This window comes from Pseudomonas sp. LAIL14HWK12:I10 (assembly GCF_900184205.1).
GTDB lineage: Bacteria > Pseudomonadota > Gammaproteobacteria > Pseudomonadales > Pseudomonadaceae > Aquipseudomonas > Aquipseudomonas kermanshahensis.
Window position 1 is genome coordinate 212,990 of sequence record NZ_FXWU01000002.1, and the last position, 15,442, is coordinate 228,431.

The window sequence follows — 15,442 nt, forward strand, 5'->3', positions numbered from 1 at the left end:
GCGCGAGTTTACGCCAGGGGGGAGTGGGATTCTTGTGCTTTCTTGCGCTGTGAATCTAGGCGGGCTGTGGACCGGCTAAGCTGTATCTCTCACCCTGCACCGAGATGCCCTGCATGTCCCAGCACTGGCCTGCCAGCGAAATCGCCCGGATGATCCTCGATGGCTTCGATGACTACCGCGAACACTTTCGGCGCATCACCCTCGGCGCCCGTGAGCGCTTCGAGCAGGCGCGCTGGCAAGACATCCAGCGCGCAGCGGCGGCGCGTATCAACCTCTATGAAGAAAAGGTGGCCGAGGCCAACGGCCGGCTACGGCAGAGCGTTGCCGATGAGGTGCTGCTGGATGTGGAGCAGTGGCCGCTGGTCAAGAGCGCCTACATCCACCTGATCGACCCACGGCTCGACGACGAGTTGTCCGAGACCTGGTACAACTCGCTGTTCTGCAGCCTGTTCAGCCATGACCAGATCAGCGACGGCTGCATGTTCATCCACACCACCCGGCCTTCCATGCGCAGCCACGAGCGCGCGGCGCAAACCCGCACCTATCAGCTTGAGGACGGGCTCAAGGGCCTGCTGCGGGCGATCTTCGCCGATTACCCGTTCGATGTGCCCTATGGTGACCTTGAGGGCGACCTGACACGGCTGGAAGAACAACTGCGCGAATGCCTGCCGGACTGGGTGTGCAAGGACCCGGCCCTGGCGGTCGAGCTGTTTTCGCCAGTGTTGTACCGCAACAAGGGTGCCTACCTGGTCGGCCGCCTGTACACCCGCGACGAGCAGTGGCCGCTGGTGATCCCTTTGTTACACCGCGAAGGCCATGGCATCGAGGCCGATGCGCTGATCACCGACGAGGCGGAGGTGTCGATCATCTTCTCCTTCACCCGCTCTTACTTCATGGTCGATGTGCCGGTGCCGGCGGAGTTCGTCAACTTCCTCAAGCGCATCCTGCCCGGCAAGCACATTGCCGAGTTGTACACCTCGATCGGTTTCTACAAGCATGGCAAGTCGGAGTTCTACCGGGCGCTGATCAACCACCTGGCCAGCAGTGACGACCGCTTCATCATGGCGCCTGGGGTGCGTGGGATGGTCATGAGCGTGTTCACGCTGCCGGGCTTCAACACCGTGTTCAAGATCATCAAGGACCGTTTCTCACCATCGAAGACCGTTGACCGCGCCACGGTGATCGACAAATACCGCCTGGTGAAAAGCGTCGATCGGGTAGGGCGCATGGCCGATACCCAGGAGTTCGCCGATTTTCGCTTTCCGCGCAGCAAGTTCGAACCAGAATGCCTGGCCGAGCTGCTGGAAGTGGCGCCGTCCACGGTTGCCCTGGAAGGCGACACGGTGCTGATCCGCCACTGCTGGACCGAGCGGCGCATGACGCCCCTCAACCTTTACTTGGAGCACGCCAGCGAAGGCCAAGTGCTCGAAGCGCTGGAAGATTACGGCTTGGCCATCAAGCAACTGGCGGCGGCGAACATCTTCCCCGGCGACATGTTGCTGAAAAACTTCGGCGTCACCCGCCATGGCCGGGTGGTGTTTTACGACTATGACGAAATCTGTTTTCTGACCGAGGTGAACTTCCGCCATATACCGCCAGCGCGCTACCCGGAAGACGAGATGTCAGGCGAGCCGTGGTACTCGATCGGGCCGCATGACGTGTTCCCCGAAGAGTTCCCGCCGTTTCTGTTTGCCGATATGGGCCAGCGGCGTTTGTTCAGCCGCTTGCATGGCGAGTTGTATGACGCGGATTACTGGAAGGGTTTGCAGGCAACGATTCGCGACGGGAAGGTGATCGATGTGTTCCCGTATCGGCGTAAGGTGCGGTAACCGCTGGGGCTGCGCTGCGGCCGCAAACTATCAGCGCCACGCACGTCTGGGGTTTCAGCCCTTCAGGCACTTCAACTCGCTGAAATCGGTGCGCACCTTGCTCAGTCGCGCCTGCAGTAGCTGACGCTGCTCCGGGGTGCTCAAGTGCATCAGGTCGACCAGCAACCTGCGTGCTTGCAGCTCGGTGTTCTGGTAGGCGATGCGGTACTCCGGGGTCCACAGGCTCTCTTTGCGCTGCAGCAACTGCGCCAGGCGCGGTTCGAAGCTGGCATCGCTGCGTTTGTCCATTGCCAGCACCAGCTGTTGCTGCCAGTGGGCACGGTTGGCGATCCACTGGCGGTTCTGATCGCCCAGCGCCTGTGACCAGCTCAGCACACGTAGCCGTTGCGCTGCATTGAGCTCACCCAGCCAGGGCGTCAGGCGTTTTTCCATGCGCTCGGCGCGGCGGGCAATCTGCTTGGGCAAAGGCGTATCGACATACTGCTTTTGCCGTTCGCTGATGTCGTCGCGGAACGCCTCGCGCATTTCCGCCACCTGCGCGTCGCTCATGCCACGCAGCAGTTCGGTGGCGGAGGGGGTGATTTCTTCGGCAACCCGGCCAATCGCCTCGCGCGCTTCGCGGGTGCGCTGCTGCAACGCCTGGTCGGTCACCTGGTCTTCGGCGACCATGGCCCGCACCCGGTCCAGCCAGTCGAGGTAACTGGGCAGTTGGGTTTTGCAATGCCAGGCCAGATGCTGCCTGAGCCGCTCGTCGAGCAGCACCTTTTGGTCGCGGTTCATGTCCAGGTAGTCACCGAGCGACCACGGCACCAGGCGGTCCAGGTTGCGGTAGGCCAGGTCGATGCGGCTGCACGCGACCAGGGCCAGGGCGAGCGCGACGGTGATGAGCAGGGGCTTGAGCAGGCGTCGAGGCATGTGCTGATCCTTGCAGTGGCTGGCCAGTCGGTAGACGCAAGGGGGAAGATGACGGTTCCACCGAATCAGCGGTCGGGCAGTACGGTGGCTTCAGGTGTAGAATAGCCGTCTTGTCTTGAGGAACATCGGAAATGGCTCTGCTTGGGCGTTACAACAGTTTGCAAATCGTTAAACACGTGGAATTCGGCCTCTACTTGGACGGCGGCGCCGATGGCGAGATTCTGCTGCCGGGGCGTTACATCCCGAAGAACGCCGAGACCGAGGTAGACGATTGGTTGAACGTGTTCATCTACCTGGACAGCGAAGACCAGCTGATTGCTACCACCGAGAAGCCCAAAGTGCAGGTCGGTGAGTTCGCCAGCCTCAAGGTCAAGGACATCAATGGTGCCGGTATCTTCCTCGACTGGGGCCTGTCCAAGGACCTGCTGATGCCTTACTCGGAAGAGTTGCGGCCACTGAAGATCGGCGACTACTGCGTGGTGCACGCGTACCTCGACAAGCGTACCCGCCGCATCACCGCGACCGCGCGCCTGGACCGCTACCTGGACCGTACCCCGGCCGATTACCAGGTCGGCCAGCCGGTTGAGCTACTGGTGGCCGGCGAGACGCCGATGGGCTTCAAGGCGATCATCAACAACCGCCACTGGGGCCTGATCCACAAGAACGAGGTGTTCAAGTTCCTGCGTTCGGGGATGCACGAGAAGGGCTTCATCAAGGAAATCCGCCACGACGGCAAGATCGCCCTGAGCCTGCAACCGGTGGGCGCTGCCCTGGCTGACAGCCTGCAGGAGCAGATCATGGCGCGCCTGGACGCCGAAGGCGGTGTGCTGCCGGTGTGCGACAAGAGCGACCCGGCAGTGATCACCAAGCTGTTCAACGTCAGCAAGGGCAACTTCAAGAAGGCCATTGGTGCGTTGTTCAAGCAAGGCCGCATCGTCATCCATGACGATCGCATCGAGCGGGTCTGATCAGGCCTGCACGAACGTGCGGAAGTCCAGCTGCTCGCCACCCGGGCGGGTGTCGCGCAGCAGCGAGTCGCGGTCAGCGCTCAGGGCCAGGCTGATGGTCGAACGGCGTTTGCCTGGCTTGCGCACTTCCATCTGCTCCAGGTGAGCCTTGAGGAAGTTGGTCGGTACTTTCAGGTGCTGCAGCTCATCGCTGTCCGGGGTGTGCAGCAGCAGGTTGACCCAATCGGGCTGGCCTTTGCCCAACAGCGCTACCGGCACTTCGAACCACCACAGGTTGCGTCTGGGGTCGAGGATGGCGAACAGGGTGTTGCTGCTGGTCAGCACGGGCCGGGCCAGTGCTTCGTTGCGCCGGGCGATGGCGGCGGGTTTGTCGAGTTTCATGCAGGTTCCTGCGGGTTGACGCGTGATAAGGCCTGCATTGTGAGGGGTGGCGGTTAGCTGAGCAAGGTTTGCCAGTTGCTTTGCCTGAGCCGGCCTCTTCGCGGGGCAAGTCGGATCGCGAAGAGGCCATTTGCCTCAGCGACTAACCGGCAGGCTCAACTCGGAGGTCGCCCCATCGGCAGTGGTCACCGTCGCGGTAAAGCTGCGCAACCCGCCGATATTCTCCAGCGGATGGGCAAACCTCGCCTGCCCCTGGGCATCGCTGTTCACCAGCACTTCCCCAAGATACTGCTCCGCTTCGCTGCCCGCAGCCTGCGCATTGCCGAACAACTCGACGCGCAACAGGCTCGACGCCGGCCCCTGCACTTCGCCGCGAATCACATTTCCCTCAAGCGCAATCAGCCGAGGTGGCTGCTGGTTGTGGTTAGGCAACGGTTGGCAAGGCTGGGGTTCGCCCTTGGCATCGCAGATGATCGCTTGGTCCTTCTTCGCCAGCTCCGCACCCACCCCGCGCGACCCTACATACAACGCATGCGCCTGCGCTGGCACGCCGAAGATGATGGCGCCGGTGCGCTGGTTCGGCACACAGGAGCCACCGGCCTCGCAGCGGCGGATGTCCTGGCTGTTATTCCAGATGCGGTTGGCGCTCAGGCGTGTGGCGGTGACGCTCGGCTCTGGGCGCAAGGCCACGCCGATGCGGTTGCCGTGGATCAGGTTGCCATCGAGGATGTTGCCCTCGCCGGTGACGCTGACGCCGATCGAGTTGCCGGTGAAGGTGTTGGCGCCCAGGTAGTTGCGGTTGCCCCAGTTGATCTGCAGGCCGTCCGAGTAGTTCTCGAAACGGTTGCGCACCACCGTGTTGTCATTGCCCAGCAGAATCTCGATGCCCTGGGACGGCTCGGGGTTGGCCGGTGTGGAGCGGAACAGGTTGTCCGCCACCAGGTTGAAGGCCGCACCACGCGTCAGCTCCAGGCCGTCGCCGTTGTCGATCAGCTGGTTGCGCAGCACCTTGTTGTTGACCGTGCTGGTGGCGGTGGGGTTACCGGCGCCGTCGTCACCGGTGAGCATGATGCCGGCGCCGCCTTTGTTGGCGATGACACGGTTGTCTTCGATGACGTTGCCGCTGGCGCGGTTGACCAGGATGCCGATGCAGAAGTTGCGCACTTCCAGGCCGCTCAGGTGCACGCCTTGGGTGTCGCGCAGCACCAGGCCCGGGTGGGTTGTGGTGCGTACGTTGGTGCCGAACTGGCCGGGCAGGGCGCCGGGGCAGGTGTGCACGCCCTGGTCTTTGATATAGCCCGAGCCGTCGATGGCGATGTACTGGCCGTCGCGGGCCCAAGCCAGGCCGGTAATGCTCACCGGGCCTTTGATTTCAGGCAGCGCGCGCGTGGGTTTAATCACATAGGGCGCCTGGCCCACCGCGGCAATCTCGATGCGGTAGTGGCCGGGGTTCTGGTTGCTGGTCTCGATCGCCCAGCGCAGGCTGCCGGGTTGGCCGTCATCGGCATAGCGCTCGACGCGCAGGGCTTCGGTGACGGCCGGCGAGGCGGCGAGGGCAGGCAGGGGGAGCAGTGGCAGCATGGCCACGAGCACAGGCATCAAACGCATGGGGCGGGTTTTCCGATAAGTCGTTGTTTTTATTGCAGGCGGTCGTATGCGGGGATTCTAGGGCAGGCAGTCGGCCCTGCGCAGGTGGTTGGCGGGAATTGGTGCGGTATTCGCCCGCAGATTTGCCGCTCGGCTTGATCGTGGCAAATTGGTTGAAACTCTTGCGAAGGGCCTCAGGTCCACAGACTGTCGACACGGTTCACGTGTCTCCATTTGCAGGAGTTTTGCCATGAGCGGTACTAAAGACAAAGCGAAAGGCTTGGCCAACGAAGCAATCGGTAACGTGAAACAAGGCATCGGCAAAGTGACCGACAATGAAAAGCTCAAGGCCGAAGGCAAGGCGCAGGAACTGAAGGGTGAAGCCCAGCAGATCAAAGGCAATGTGAAGGACGCTGTGAAAAAGCCTTGATGCATCCTGCCCTGTTCGCCAGGGTATAGGCGTCGCCCTGTAGGAGCAGCCTTGTGCTGCGAAGAGGCCAGTGATAGCAATGAATATTATGTAAGTTGCTACCGGCCTCTTCGCAGCGCAAGGCTGCTCCTACAAGGATTATGTTTAATGTAGGCATTTTCTTTTAAACCCTCGGGAGCAGCACAGCAACGGCGTGGTCTATTAGACTTGTCTGTTGTATCGATCGAGCGGCGAAAGGAGACGCTATGATTTTTTCCGCCCTGCAAGGTTTGCCCTTGCACCGCGTGCTGGTGCGCACCGTCAAAGAGTTTCTTGACGACGAGATGTCCACCTATGCGTCCGCGCTGGCCTACCAGATGCTGTTTTCGCTGTTCCCCTTCCTGTTGTTTCTGATTGCCTTGATCGGCTTTCTGCATTTGCCAGATTTCTTCTCCTGGTTGCGCCTGCAATCAGAATTGGTGCTGCCGCCCCAGGCTCTGGAACAGGTGAACCCAGTGATCGACCAGTTGCAACAGTCCAAGGGTGGGCTGTTGTCGGTGGGTATCGTGATTGCCCTGTGGACAGCCTCGGCAGGTGTGCGGCTGATGATGAGCGCCATGAACGCCGCCTACGACGTACCCGAAGGCCGCCCAGTATGGAAGCGCATTCCGCTGTCCATTTTCTACACCGTGGGCATCGCCGTCATGCTGCTGGCCGCCGCCGCGTTGATGGTGCTGGGGCCGCAGGTGATGGAGTGGATTGCCGCCCAGGTCGGCATGCAGGAAGTCATCGTCACGGTGTGGACCATTCTGCGCTGGCCGGCGATCATCATCCTGATGATGGTGGCGGTGGCGTTGATCTATTACGTGATGCCCGATGTTAAGCAGAAGTTTCGCTTCATCACCCCAGGCTCGGTGCTGGCCGTGGTGGTGTGGATCGTCGCCTCCCTGGGCTTTGCCTACTACGTGAAAACCTTTGCCGATTACAACGCCATGTATGGCAGCATCGGTGCAATCATCGTGCTATTGCTGTATTTCTACATTTCTGCTGCCGTGCTGTTGCTTGGCGCGGAAATGAACGCCGTGATCGAACACATGTCGGCCGAGGGCAAGAACCCTGGCGAAAAGGATTTCGACGGCGATAAGCCCAAGGAAACCATCACTGTGCTCGGCCATGAACACCCCGTCGAGCCGCAAACCACCGAGCCGAATCCCCGATGATCCGTGACATTCTCAAGATGGGCGACGAACGCTTGCTGCGCATCGCCCCGCCGGTGCCCCCGCAGATGATCGGCAGCGCCGAATTGCAGCAACTGATCGACGACATGTTCGAAACCATGCGCCATGTCGGGGGTGTGGGTTTGGCTGCGCCGCAAATCGGCATCGACCTGCAACTGGTCATCTTCGGCTTCGAACGCAGCGAGCGTTACCCGGATGCCGAACCAGTGCCGCAGACCATCCTGCTCAACCCGCTGATCACGCCGATGTCGAGCGAGGTCGAGGACGGTTGGGAGGGCTGCCTGTCGGTGCCCGGCCTGCGCGGTGTAGTACCGCGTTACCAGCACATTCGCTACGAAGGCCTCGACCCTCAGGGCAACCCGATCAACCGCTTTGCCGATGGCTTCCATGCGCGTGTGGTGCAGCACGAGTGCGACCACCTGATCGGCCGGCTGTACCCCTCGCGCATCCAGGATTTCGCCAAATTCGGTTACACCGAGGTGCTGTTCCCCGGGCTGGACGCCAGCGACGACTGACCGCGCACCAGTGCCACCAGGCGCTTGCTGCGTTGGTAGCGCTGCAGGCGCGCGGCCAAGGGCTCGGGTAGCGTTTGCGCCTCGTCGAAGCCCAGGCGCTGGTAAAAGGGCACAAGGTCGGGGTGGCAAAACAGCCAGGTCGGCCCAGCCGCTTGCGCCAACGCACTGTCGATCAGCCGCCCGGCGACACCCTGGCCACGCTGTGGCGGGGCGACGAACAGCCCGGTCAGCCAGAAGCCATCGCCGACAGCGGTCAGGCTCATGCCTGCAATGATGCCGCTGGCCCGCGCCACCCACAGTGCAGCATCACGTGCTGCGCGCATGGGGGAGCCGTGCTGGCGGTAGAAGTGATCGAGCAGGCGACGCTCCGTGTCCGACAACTCGGAGCAATGCAGATAATCAGAAATGGCGTGTATCCCTTGTTTAAACGGCCAACACCGGCAAGTTCATGCCAAAGGCTCTATCCCACTATTTTCAACCCATTATGTCGCAGATTGTTGCAAAACCGGCAAGGGTGAATATCCGACTTCGGGGTTCAACTATTGCAAACCGGGAGTAGACTTTTACTCATCCCACCAGCAGTACGACGAAGCGGGATCGGTACTTCGTGTCATCTTTGCAGTCGATGACAACTTCTCCGCGCCAGTGACGGCATTAGAAGTCAATCGATCAGCTTGATTGCGTTATAGGCAAACCCACATGAAACCATTACTGATTCTTGCATTGGTCGGTATGTCCTCGTTCGCCCTCGCCGATGAGGTCAAACCTGTCTCCAACGAGCCCGTGGCCCAGCAATACGACTACTCCATGAACTTGGATATCAAACGGGTCATCAACCTGTCGACCATCCCCAATGTCTGCGAAGTAGTGCCTGCGACCATGACCTACGAAGACCACCAAGGCCAGGTGCACACCATTCAGTACCGCGCCATGGGCGAGGGTTGCCAGCAGGGTTGATGCTGCAACGCCAACCACCTCTTCGCGCCGAGCCGTCGCGAAGAGGTGGCCAGGCCGGCCTCGGTGTCATGGGCTGGACATTACCTGGCGCACCACCTCCAGCCCGCGTTTCAGTTCGGCTCGGCTAGCCGCCGCCGACAGGCTGATACGCACCGCCTGCACCTCGGTCGCACCCATGGCGAAGACACTGGCCGGGACGATTTCCACACCCTGCTCGCGACACCGTCTTACCACCCCCTCCGCACCCTGCGGTGTGGCCAACCATGCGTGAGGTGAAGGCTGCGCTGTGTTGTGCAGCCCATCGCCCAGCAGCCTTCGCGCAAGGCGCCAACGCTCGGTAATTTCCGCCCGCTGCCAGGCCAGCCGCTGCGCAGCCGTACCGTCTTCGATCCACTGGCAGGCGATGTGCAGGTTCAACGGCGATACAGGCCAGTGGCTGGCCTGGGCATGCGGGTCGACCTGTGCCAGCAACTGAGGGCTGGCCACGATCCACCCCAGGCGCAACCCGGCAGCCACGGTCTTGGACAAGCTACTGATGAAAATCCCTTGCTCGCCCAACAGGGGGTACAGCGGCGGCCTGTCGCTGAGTGCGCCATAGACATCGTCCTCGATCACCAGCAGCCCCAGGCGTTTGACGACCGCAGCGAGCGCTTCGCGGCGAGCGTCATCCATGCAGGCGCCGGTAGGGTTGTGCAGGGTGGGTGTGGTCACCAGCACACGGGCACCGCTGGCGCGGGCGACCCGGTCAAGGTCGTCGGGGCGCAGGCCTTGGCTGTCCAACGCCACACCATGCACGGGCAAGCGCAACTGCCGGCAGGCCGCCTTGATGCCGGGTGCGGTCAAGGCTTCGAGCATGACCGGCTCACCGGCCTGGCAGAACGACTGCAGCACCAGGGTCAGTGCCTGTTGCGCACCGCTACTGAGCAGCAGTGCATCCGGGGGCAGGGCCAAGCCGCGATTGGCCAGCCATTGCGCGCCATGAATGCGGCCCAGCAGTAACTGCTCGGGCCCCAGGTAATGATCCAGCAGGCCACTCTCGTGCCGTTCCAGCAGCTTACGCAGGCTGCTTTGCAGGTCCTGATTGTGCGGGTCGGCCACCGGGACGTTGGTCGACAGGTCGATCAGCGGCTGTTGCCCATCGTGGTGCTTGAGCCGAAACAGCGTCGCTTCCTTGCTGCCGGCCAGCACGTAGGTGCCGCGGCCGACTTCACCTGCCACCAGGTGGCGCTCGGCAGCTTCACGGTAGGCCTGCTGGGTGGTGCTGGGGTTGAGGTCGAGCTTCCAGGCCAGGCGCCGCTGGGGTGGCAGGCGGTCGCCGACCTTGAGTTCGCCACGCGCTATGGCGTCGGCAATGGCATCGACCAAGGCCAGGTAGCGGGGTTGGTCATCATCCACAAGCGTTGGGATCCACACGAAATTGCTACCCATGCAATATAAGGTTGTACCCATACAATGCCCGGCGCTTAGGATCGGATCAACCACCTACCGATGAGGGATGATCGCCATGTTTGACTTGAAAGCCCTGCGCGAAGCCGCCGATTTCGTTCACCAGCATGTACCCGCAACGCCCCAGCACGCCTGGCCTTTGCTGGCCGAGCGGCTGGGCTGCCAAGTGTGGGTGAAACATGAAAACCACGCGCCCACCGGGGCGTTCAAAGTGCGGGGCGGGTTGGTCTACGTGCGTTCGCTGCTGGCGGATGGCGCGCCGCCCCGTGGCCTGGTCACCGCCACGCGCGGCAACCATGGCCAGAGCATGGCACTGGCCGCACGCCAGGCGGGCATACCCTTGGTGATCGTCGTGCCCGAAGGCAACTCCACCGAGAAGAACGCCGCCATGCGCGCCCTGGGTGCCGAGCTGGTAGAGCACGGTGTCGATTTTGATGTGGCCCGTGAAGAGGCGGCCCGGCTGGCTGACGAATTGGGCTACATGATGGTGCCATCGTTTCACCCGGAGCTGGTGCGCGGGGTAGCCACCTATGCCTTGGAACTGTTCGAGGCCGTGTCTGAGCTGGACTGTGTATACGTGCCTATCGGCATGGGGTCGGGCATCTGCGGGCTGATCCAGGCACGCAACCTGCTGGGGTTGAAGACCGAGATCGTGGGGGTGGTGTCTAGCGCGGCCGATGCCTATGCGCAAAGCTTCGAGCGCGGGCGCATCGTCACCACTGCCACTGCCGACACCTTCGCCGATGGCATGGCCTGCCGGGTACCGCACCCGGAGGCGTTCGCCTTGGTGTGCGAGCATGCCGCGCGCATCGTGCGGGTGAGTGACAGTGAAGTCGCCGAAGCCATGCGCGTGTACCACGAGGCCACGCATAACACCGCCGAAGGTGCGGGCGCTGCGGCGCTGGCGGCGTTGATGCAGGAGCGCGAGCGGCAAGTGGGCCGGCGGGTGGCCGTGGTGCTGAGCGGGGCGAACGTGGATCGCGCGCGTTTTGCGCGGGTGCTGGCGGGTGATGAAAAATCCTGAATGAATATCGAGGAATAAGTGCTATCTTAATCTGATAGCATTTTTCGATGAACACTCGATACCGAAAAATTCTCGACGCTATCTCCAGGACGCCAACCACGTCGTCATTGGCCTTTTCCGAGATCGAGGCGCTGGTGCTTCATCTGGGAGGGCAGGTGCTGGAGCGACAAGGCTCCAGGGTAAAGTTGGTGCTTGGCGGCCAATACTGGAGATGCCATCGCCCCCACCCAGGCAAGGAAGCCAGGCGGTATCAGATTGAAGAAGCCCGCGAATTTTTGCTGCGGGCAGGAGTCAGCCTATGAGTTGCATGCGCTACAAGGGCTATGCCGCCCGAATCGAATACGATGAGCGTGACGACATTTTCGTGGGTCGCGTGCTTGGCATGCGCGACATCATCAGCTTTCACGCAAGCTCCGTTCCTGAGTTGCATGAAGCCTTCCGTGAAGCGCTCGAGGACTATCTCGCTGATTGTGCAGAACAGGGCATCACCCCTGAAAAGCCGGCATCAGGCAAGGTCATGCTGCGTATCCGGCCAGAAGTCCACGCTGCTGCCAGCATTGCCGCCCGGGCCGCCGGCAAGAGCCTGAACCAATGGGCGGATGAGGTATTCGAGCAGGCGGCCTTTGCCTGATCGAACACTTCTTCTTCCCATCCCCTGATCACTCGTGGCAGGCTCTACGGCGCTTAATTGGCCGGTCATCGAGTGCTCAATGCCTTTCTCCAATGGTTTTCTCCTCAGCCTGTCCCTGTGTCTGGACATCGGCATCGCCAACATCGCCATGATCACCTTGGCCATGCAGCGTGGTTTTCTCAAGGGTTTCTGGCTGGGGCTGGGGACCTGTGTGGGGGATTTGATCTATGCCGTTGCCGCACTGGCCGGGATGACCGTGCTGCTGCAGTTTGAAAGCGTGCGCTGGGCCTTGTGGCTGGGCGGTTCTGCGCTGCTGGTGTGGTTCGCAGTGAAGATGCTGCTGGCGGCGTGGCGCGGCGGGCACATGGACACGCGGGCAGACGTGGTGGTGGAGTCGGGCTGGCGCGAGTTCTTGCGCGGGATCTTTTTGGCCATGTCCTCACCCACCGCGATTTTGTGGTTCGCGGCGGTCGGTGGGGTGCTGATTTCCCGATCCGGTGGTGGCAGCTTGCTGGAGGCCGGGTTGTTCCTCAGCGGCTTTTTTGCGGCGGGGTTGGTCTGGTGCCTGAGCCTGTGCGGCATTGCCAGCCACGGAGGGCGATTGCTGGGGGATCGATTGCTGACCTGGTCGTACCTGCTGTCGGCGGCGATTTTCTGCTATTTCGCGGTTTACGTGATTGTTTCGGGGTATCGCGAGTTCATTCTTGCCAGCCCTGGGGCGTAGGCAGGGTGCATGCCTTGGGTCTTTCAGCGCCTGGGAGATCGAGCGCCGCGCGGGCGGCGCTCGATCTCCCAGGCGCTAAATAACCCGAGGCAAGCACCTGGTAGCCCTCACCCAATCTCAAGCCCATTTATTTTCACCGGCCTGTCGATTTCCCCCGCTACCGTTCGACTAACAGTTGAAAGCACAGGCCCCACCTGTGCCCAAACCTGACAAACGATCGGAGGCCCCCCCGATGAGCACCGCAGCCGAAAACGAACTCCGCCAATTGATCGACCGCTGGATGCAGGCCGTGCGCGACCGTGACATCCCCGGCATCACTGCGCCCTATGCCGACGACATCGTCGCCTTCGATGCCATCAAAACCCTGCAATTCAAAGGCAAGGCTGTTTACCAGGCCCACTGGGAAATGTGCATGGGCCTGTGCACCGGCCCGATGATCTTCGAGCTGGCCGAGCTCACCGTATACGCCGACGGCGACCTGGGCCTGGCGCACTGGTTGAACCGCTGCGGCCCGTCGGACGACGAGAGCCAATGCGGCTTCATGCGCGCCACGGTCGGCTATCGTCGCCAGGGCGGGCAATGGCAAGTCATCCATGAACACTGGTCGGCACCGTTCGACATGGAAACGCAGAAAGCCCTGTTCGATCTGAAGCCCTGATCTGATATCGCCAAACGCACTTTGCCAATGCCCTGGAGGCGACCATGAAATACCTGTGCCTGGTCTATTGTGACGAAGGGCTGCTGCACAGCCTGCCCGACAGCCCGGAAGACGCCGAATGCATGGCCTATGCCGAGGCGTTGCAGGGCGCTGGGCGCATGCTCGCGGCCGAGGCGCTCAAGCCGGTGCAAACCGCCACCACGGTGCGTGTGCGCAGTGGGCACATGAGCCTCACCGATGGCCCGTTCGCCGAAACCAAGGAACAACTGGCCGGCTTTTATCTGGTAGATGCCCGAGACCTGAACGAGGCGCTGAACATCGCCAAAGGCATCCCCGCCGCAAGGGTCGGCAGCGTTGAAGTGCGACCTGTGCGCGAACTGCAACCCTGACACTCACGGAGAACCACCAGCATGAGCCTTGCACACCCTGCGCAAGCGCAGCACGAGTTGTCCATCAGCCGATTGATCGACGCGCCCCCGGCCAAGGTGTTCCGCGCCTGGACCGAGCCCCAGTGGCTGATGCAATGGTGGGGGCCGCACGGCATGACCACCCCGGAATGCGAAATGCAACTGTGGGTCGGTGGCCTGTTCCGCACCCTGATGCGGGCCCCGGATGGCACCGAGTACCCGACCCAGGGCGTGTTCCTGGAGATTGCCGCGCCGAGGCGCCTGGTGTTTACCGACGCCTTCGGGCCGGGCTGGGTACCTTCTGACAAAGCGTTCATGACCGCTGTGGTGACCTTCGACGAGGAGCACGGCAAGACCCGTTACACCGCCCGCGCCTGGCATTGGAGCGCCGCCGACAGCCGAGCCCATGAAGAAATGGGCTTTCACCAAGGCTGGGGAGAAAGCCTGGACCGCCTGGTGGAGGTGGTGACCCAGCGGATGCCGGACTGATGGCAGGGCTGGCGCAGGTGCGCGCCGAAGTCGAGGCGGTGTACCGTCGCGATTCGCGGCGCATCCTGGCGACCTTGATCCGCTTGTTGGGCGACTTCGACCTGGCCGAGGAGGCCATGCACGATGCGTTCTTCATCGCTGTTGAGCGCTGGCAGCGCGATGGTATCCCCGCTAACCCTCGGGCATGGCTGGTGTCGACCGGCCGCTTCAAGGCCATTGATGCGTTGCGCCGACGTGCCCGCTTCGACCGCTCTCAGGCGGACCTGATCATGCTGCTGGAAGGCCAGGTACAAGACCCCAGCGAAGAAGCGTTGCTCAGCGATGATCGCCTGCGGCTGATTTTTACCTGCTGCCACCCGGCCTTGGCCGCCGACGCGCAGGTGCCGCTGACCCTGCGCGAGGTCTGCGACCTGACCACCGAGCAGATTGCCCGGGCGTTTTTGCAAAGCCCGGCAACCATCGCCCAACGCATCGTGCGCGCCAAGGCCAAGATCCGCGACGCGGGCATCCCCTACCAGGTGCCGGCGCTCGATGAGTTGCCCGAGCGCCTCGAGAGCGTGCTGCGGGTGATTTACCTGGTGTTCAACGAAGGCTATTCGGCCTCGTCCGGCGACGCCTTGCTGCAGCAGGACCTGACAGACGAAGCGATCCGGCTCGGCCGCCTGCTGGGGCAATTGCTGCCAGACCCGGAGGTGATCGGCTTGCTGGCGCTGATGCTGTTGCAGGCATCGCGGCAGCGTGCGCGCATCGACGCGCAGGGCAACCTGGTGGTACTTGAACAGCAGGACCGCAGCGTGTGGGACCGTGAGCGGATCGAAGAAGGCTGTGAGCTGGTGCGCCATGCCCTGCGAAGCCGCGGCTATGGCGCCTATACCGTGCAGGCGGCGATAGCCGCGGTGCATGCCGAGGCGGCCACGGCGGATGACACGGACTGGGACGAGATCGTCGGGCTGTATGACGTGTTGCAACGGCATTGGCCGTCGGCGGTGGTGGCGCTCAACCGGGCAGTGGCGCTGGCGAAACGGGATGGGCCGCAGGTGGGGTTAGCAGAGGTTGAAGCGATCCTGGCGGCGGGTGAGCTGCACGACTATCACCTGGCGCATGCGGCAAGGGCAGAGTTGCATGCTCAACTGGGCCATGTCGAAGAGGCCCGCGCGGCATGGCAGCAGGCGTTGGCCTTGACCCGGCAGGCGCCGGAGCGGCGGCATATCGAGCGGCGGCTCCAGGCCCTGAAATGAGCGGGCAGCACAGGTCCTATCGCCGG

The 15,442-nt window shown here is 62.4% G+C and carries 19 protein-coding genes; 14 read left to right on the forward strand and 5 right to left on the reverse strand.

What is annotated here, in order from left to right; translation table 11 throughout:
- The first annotated feature begins 113 nt into the window (after positions 1 to 113).
- Positions 114 to 1,829, forward strand: a complete 1,716-nt coding sequence (gene aceK / locus QOS90_RS04880; protein ID WP_085272455.1) for a bifunctional isocitrate dehydrogenase kinase/phosphatase — start codon at positions 114 to 116, stop codon at positions 1,827 to 1,829.
- A 54-nt stretch (positions 1,830 to 1,883) separates the two neighbouring features.
- Here the strand turns inward: aceK and QOS90_RS04885 are convergent, their stop codons facing one another.
- Positions 1,884 to 2,744: a DUF6279 family lipoprotein gene (locus QOS90_RS04885; RefSeq protein WP_027593170.1), complete on the reverse strand. Its 861-nt coding sequence runs from the start codon at positions 2,742 to 2,744 to the stop codon at positions 1,884 to 1,886.
- 131 nt (positions 2,745 to 2,875) lie between these two features.
- On the opposite strand from QOS90_RS04885, the gene QOS90_RS04890 reads away from it, so the two are divergent.
- Entirely contained in the window at positions 2,876 to 3,712 is an 837-nt protein-coding gene (locus tag QOS90_RS04890; RefSeq protein WP_027593169.1) for a CvfB family protein, read from the forward strand.
- Here the strand turns inward: QOS90_RS04890 and QOS90_RS04895 are convergent, their stop codons facing one another.
- Positions 3,713 to 4,093 carry a hypothetical protein gene (locus tag QOS90_RS04895; protein WP_085272456.1) on the reverse strand — a complete coding sequence of 127 codons (381 nt, stop codon included), beginning with the start codon at positions 4,091 to 4,093 and terminating at the stop codon, positions 3,713 to 3,715. It abuts the gene before it with no gap.
- A 135-nt stretch (positions 4,094 to 4,228) separates the two neighbouring features.
- A complete protein-coding gene (locus QOS90_RS04900) occupies positions 4,229 to 5,701 on the reverse strand; it encodes a right-handed parallel beta-helix repeat-containing protein (protein WP_085272457.1) in 1,473 nt (490 codons plus the stop codon).
- A gap of 229 nt (positions 5,702 to 5,930) precedes the next feature.
- On the opposite strand from QOS90_RS04900, the gene QOS90_RS04905 reads away from it, so the two are divergent.
- From QOS90_RS04905 to def, 3 genes are all read left to right on the forward strand, one after another.
- Complete coding sequence (locus tag QOS90_RS04905) at positions 5,931 to 6,110, forward strand: CsbD family protein (RefSeq protein ID WP_085272458.1); 180 nt, start codon at positions 5,931 to 5,933, stop codon at positions 6,108 to 6,110.
- Positions 6,111 to 6,355: 245 nt separating this feature from the next.
- Positions 6,356 to 7,309: a YihY/virulence factor BrkB family protein gene (locus QOS90_RS04910; protein WP_027593165.1), complete on the forward strand. Its 954-nt coding sequence runs from the start codon at positions 6,356 to 6,358 to the stop codon at positions 7,307 to 7,309.
- A complete protein-coding gene (gene def / locus QOS90_RS04915) occupies positions 7,306 to 7,842 on the forward strand; it encodes a peptide deformylase (RefSeq protein ID WP_027593164.1) in 537 nt (178 codons plus the stop codon). Before QOS90_RS04910 ends, def begins: the two co-directional genes overlap by 4 nt.
- Here the strand turns inward: def and QOS90_RS04920 are convergent.
- A complete protein-coding gene (locus QOS90_RS04920) occupies positions 7,797 to 8,201 on the reverse strand; it encodes a GNAT family N-acetyltransferase (RefSeq protein WP_349496967.1) in 405 nt (134 codons plus the stop codon). The two genes, def and QOS90_RS04920, sit on opposite strands and share 46 nt — an antisense overlap.
- A 340-nt stretch (positions 8,202 to 8,541) precedes the next feature.
- On the opposite strand from QOS90_RS04920, the gene QOS90_RS04925 reads away from it, so the two are divergent.
- On the forward strand, positions 8,542 to 8,799 hold the full coding sequence (locus tag QOS90_RS04925; RefSeq protein WP_027593162.1) for a DUF2790 domain-containing protein: 258 nt from the start codon (positions 8,542 to 8,544) through the stop codon (positions 8,797 to 8,799).
- Between the two features lie 66 nt (positions 8,800 to 8,865).
- Here QOS90_RS04925 and QOS90_RS04930 read toward each other — a convergent pair whose 3' ends face one another.
- Positions 8,866 to 10,212 carry an aminotransferase-like domain-containing protein gene (locus QOS90_RS04930; RefSeq protein ID WP_502944306.1) on the reverse strand — a complete coding sequence of 449 codons (1,347 nt, stop codon included), beginning with the start codon at positions 10,210 to 10,212 and terminating at the stop codon, positions 8,866 to 8,868.
- 91 nt (positions 10,213 to 10,303) lie between these two features.
- Here QOS90_RS04930 and QOS90_RS04935 point away from each other — a divergent pair, with 91 nt between their 5' ends.
- The 8 genes from QOS90_RS04935 to QOS90_RS04970 all read left to right on the forward strand — a co-directional run bounded on the left by QOS90_RS04935 (position 10,304) and on the right by QOS90_RS04970 (position 15,416).
- On the forward strand, positions 10,304 to 11,269 hold the full coding sequence (locus tag QOS90_RS04935) for a threonine dehydratase (RefSeq protein ID WP_085272620.1): 966 nt from the start codon (positions 10,304 to 10,306) through the stop codon (positions 11,267 to 11,269).
- A 47-nt stretch (positions 11,270 to 11,316) separates the two neighbouring features.
- Positions 11,317 to 11,571 (forward strand): type II toxin-antitoxin system HicA family toxin, encoded by a 255-nt coding sequence (locus QOS90_RS04940; RefSeq protein WP_085272461.1) that lies wholly within the window; start codon positions 11,317 to 11,319, stop codon positions 11,569 to 11,571.
- Positions 11,568 to 11,900: a type II toxin-antitoxin system HicB family antitoxin gene (locus tag QOS90_RS04945; protein ID WP_008098794.1), complete on the forward strand. Its 333-nt coding sequence runs from the start codon at positions 11,568 to 11,570 to the stop codon at positions 11,898 to 11,900. The genes QOS90_RS04940 and QOS90_RS04945 overlap by 4 nt, the downstream gene beginning before the upstream one ends.
- A gap of 79 nt (positions 11,901 to 11,979) precedes the next feature.
- Positions 11,980 to 12,624 (forward strand): LysE family translocator, encoded by a 645-nt coding sequence (locus QOS90_RS04950; RefSeq protein WP_085272462.1) that lies wholly within the window; start codon positions 11,980 to 11,982, stop codon positions 12,622 to 12,624.
- 232 nt (positions 12,625 to 12,856) lie between these two features.
- The gene (locus QOS90_RS04955) at positions 12,857 to 13,282 is read left to right on the forward strand and encodes a YybH family protein (RefSeq protein ID WP_027593158.1); all 426 of its coding nucleotides are present in this window, start codon (positions 12,857 to 12,859) and stop codon (positions 13,280 to 13,282) included.
- A 44-nt stretch (positions 13,283 to 13,326) separates the two neighbouring features.
- Positions 13,327 to 13,671 carry a YciI family protein gene (locus QOS90_RS04960; RefSeq protein ID WP_027593157.1) on the forward strand — a complete coding sequence of 115 codons (345 nt, stop codon included), beginning with the start codon at positions 13,327 to 13,329 and terminating at the stop codon, positions 13,669 to 13,671.
- 21 nt (positions 13,672 to 13,692) lie between these two features.
- Positions 13,693 to 14,178, forward strand: a complete 486-nt coding sequence (locus QOS90_RS04965; RefSeq protein WP_027593156.1) for an SRPBCC family protein — start codon at positions 13,693 to 13,695, stop codon at positions 14,176 to 14,178.
- Positions 14,178 to 15,416 (forward strand): RNA polymerase sigma factor, encoded by a 1,239-nt coding sequence (locus QOS90_RS04970; protein WP_027593155.1) that lies wholly within the window; start codon positions 14,178 to 14,180, stop codon positions 15,414 to 15,416. Before QOS90_RS04965 ends, QOS90_RS04970 begins: the two co-directional genes overlap by 1 nt.
- Positions 15,417 to 15,442: the final 26 nt, after the last annotated feature.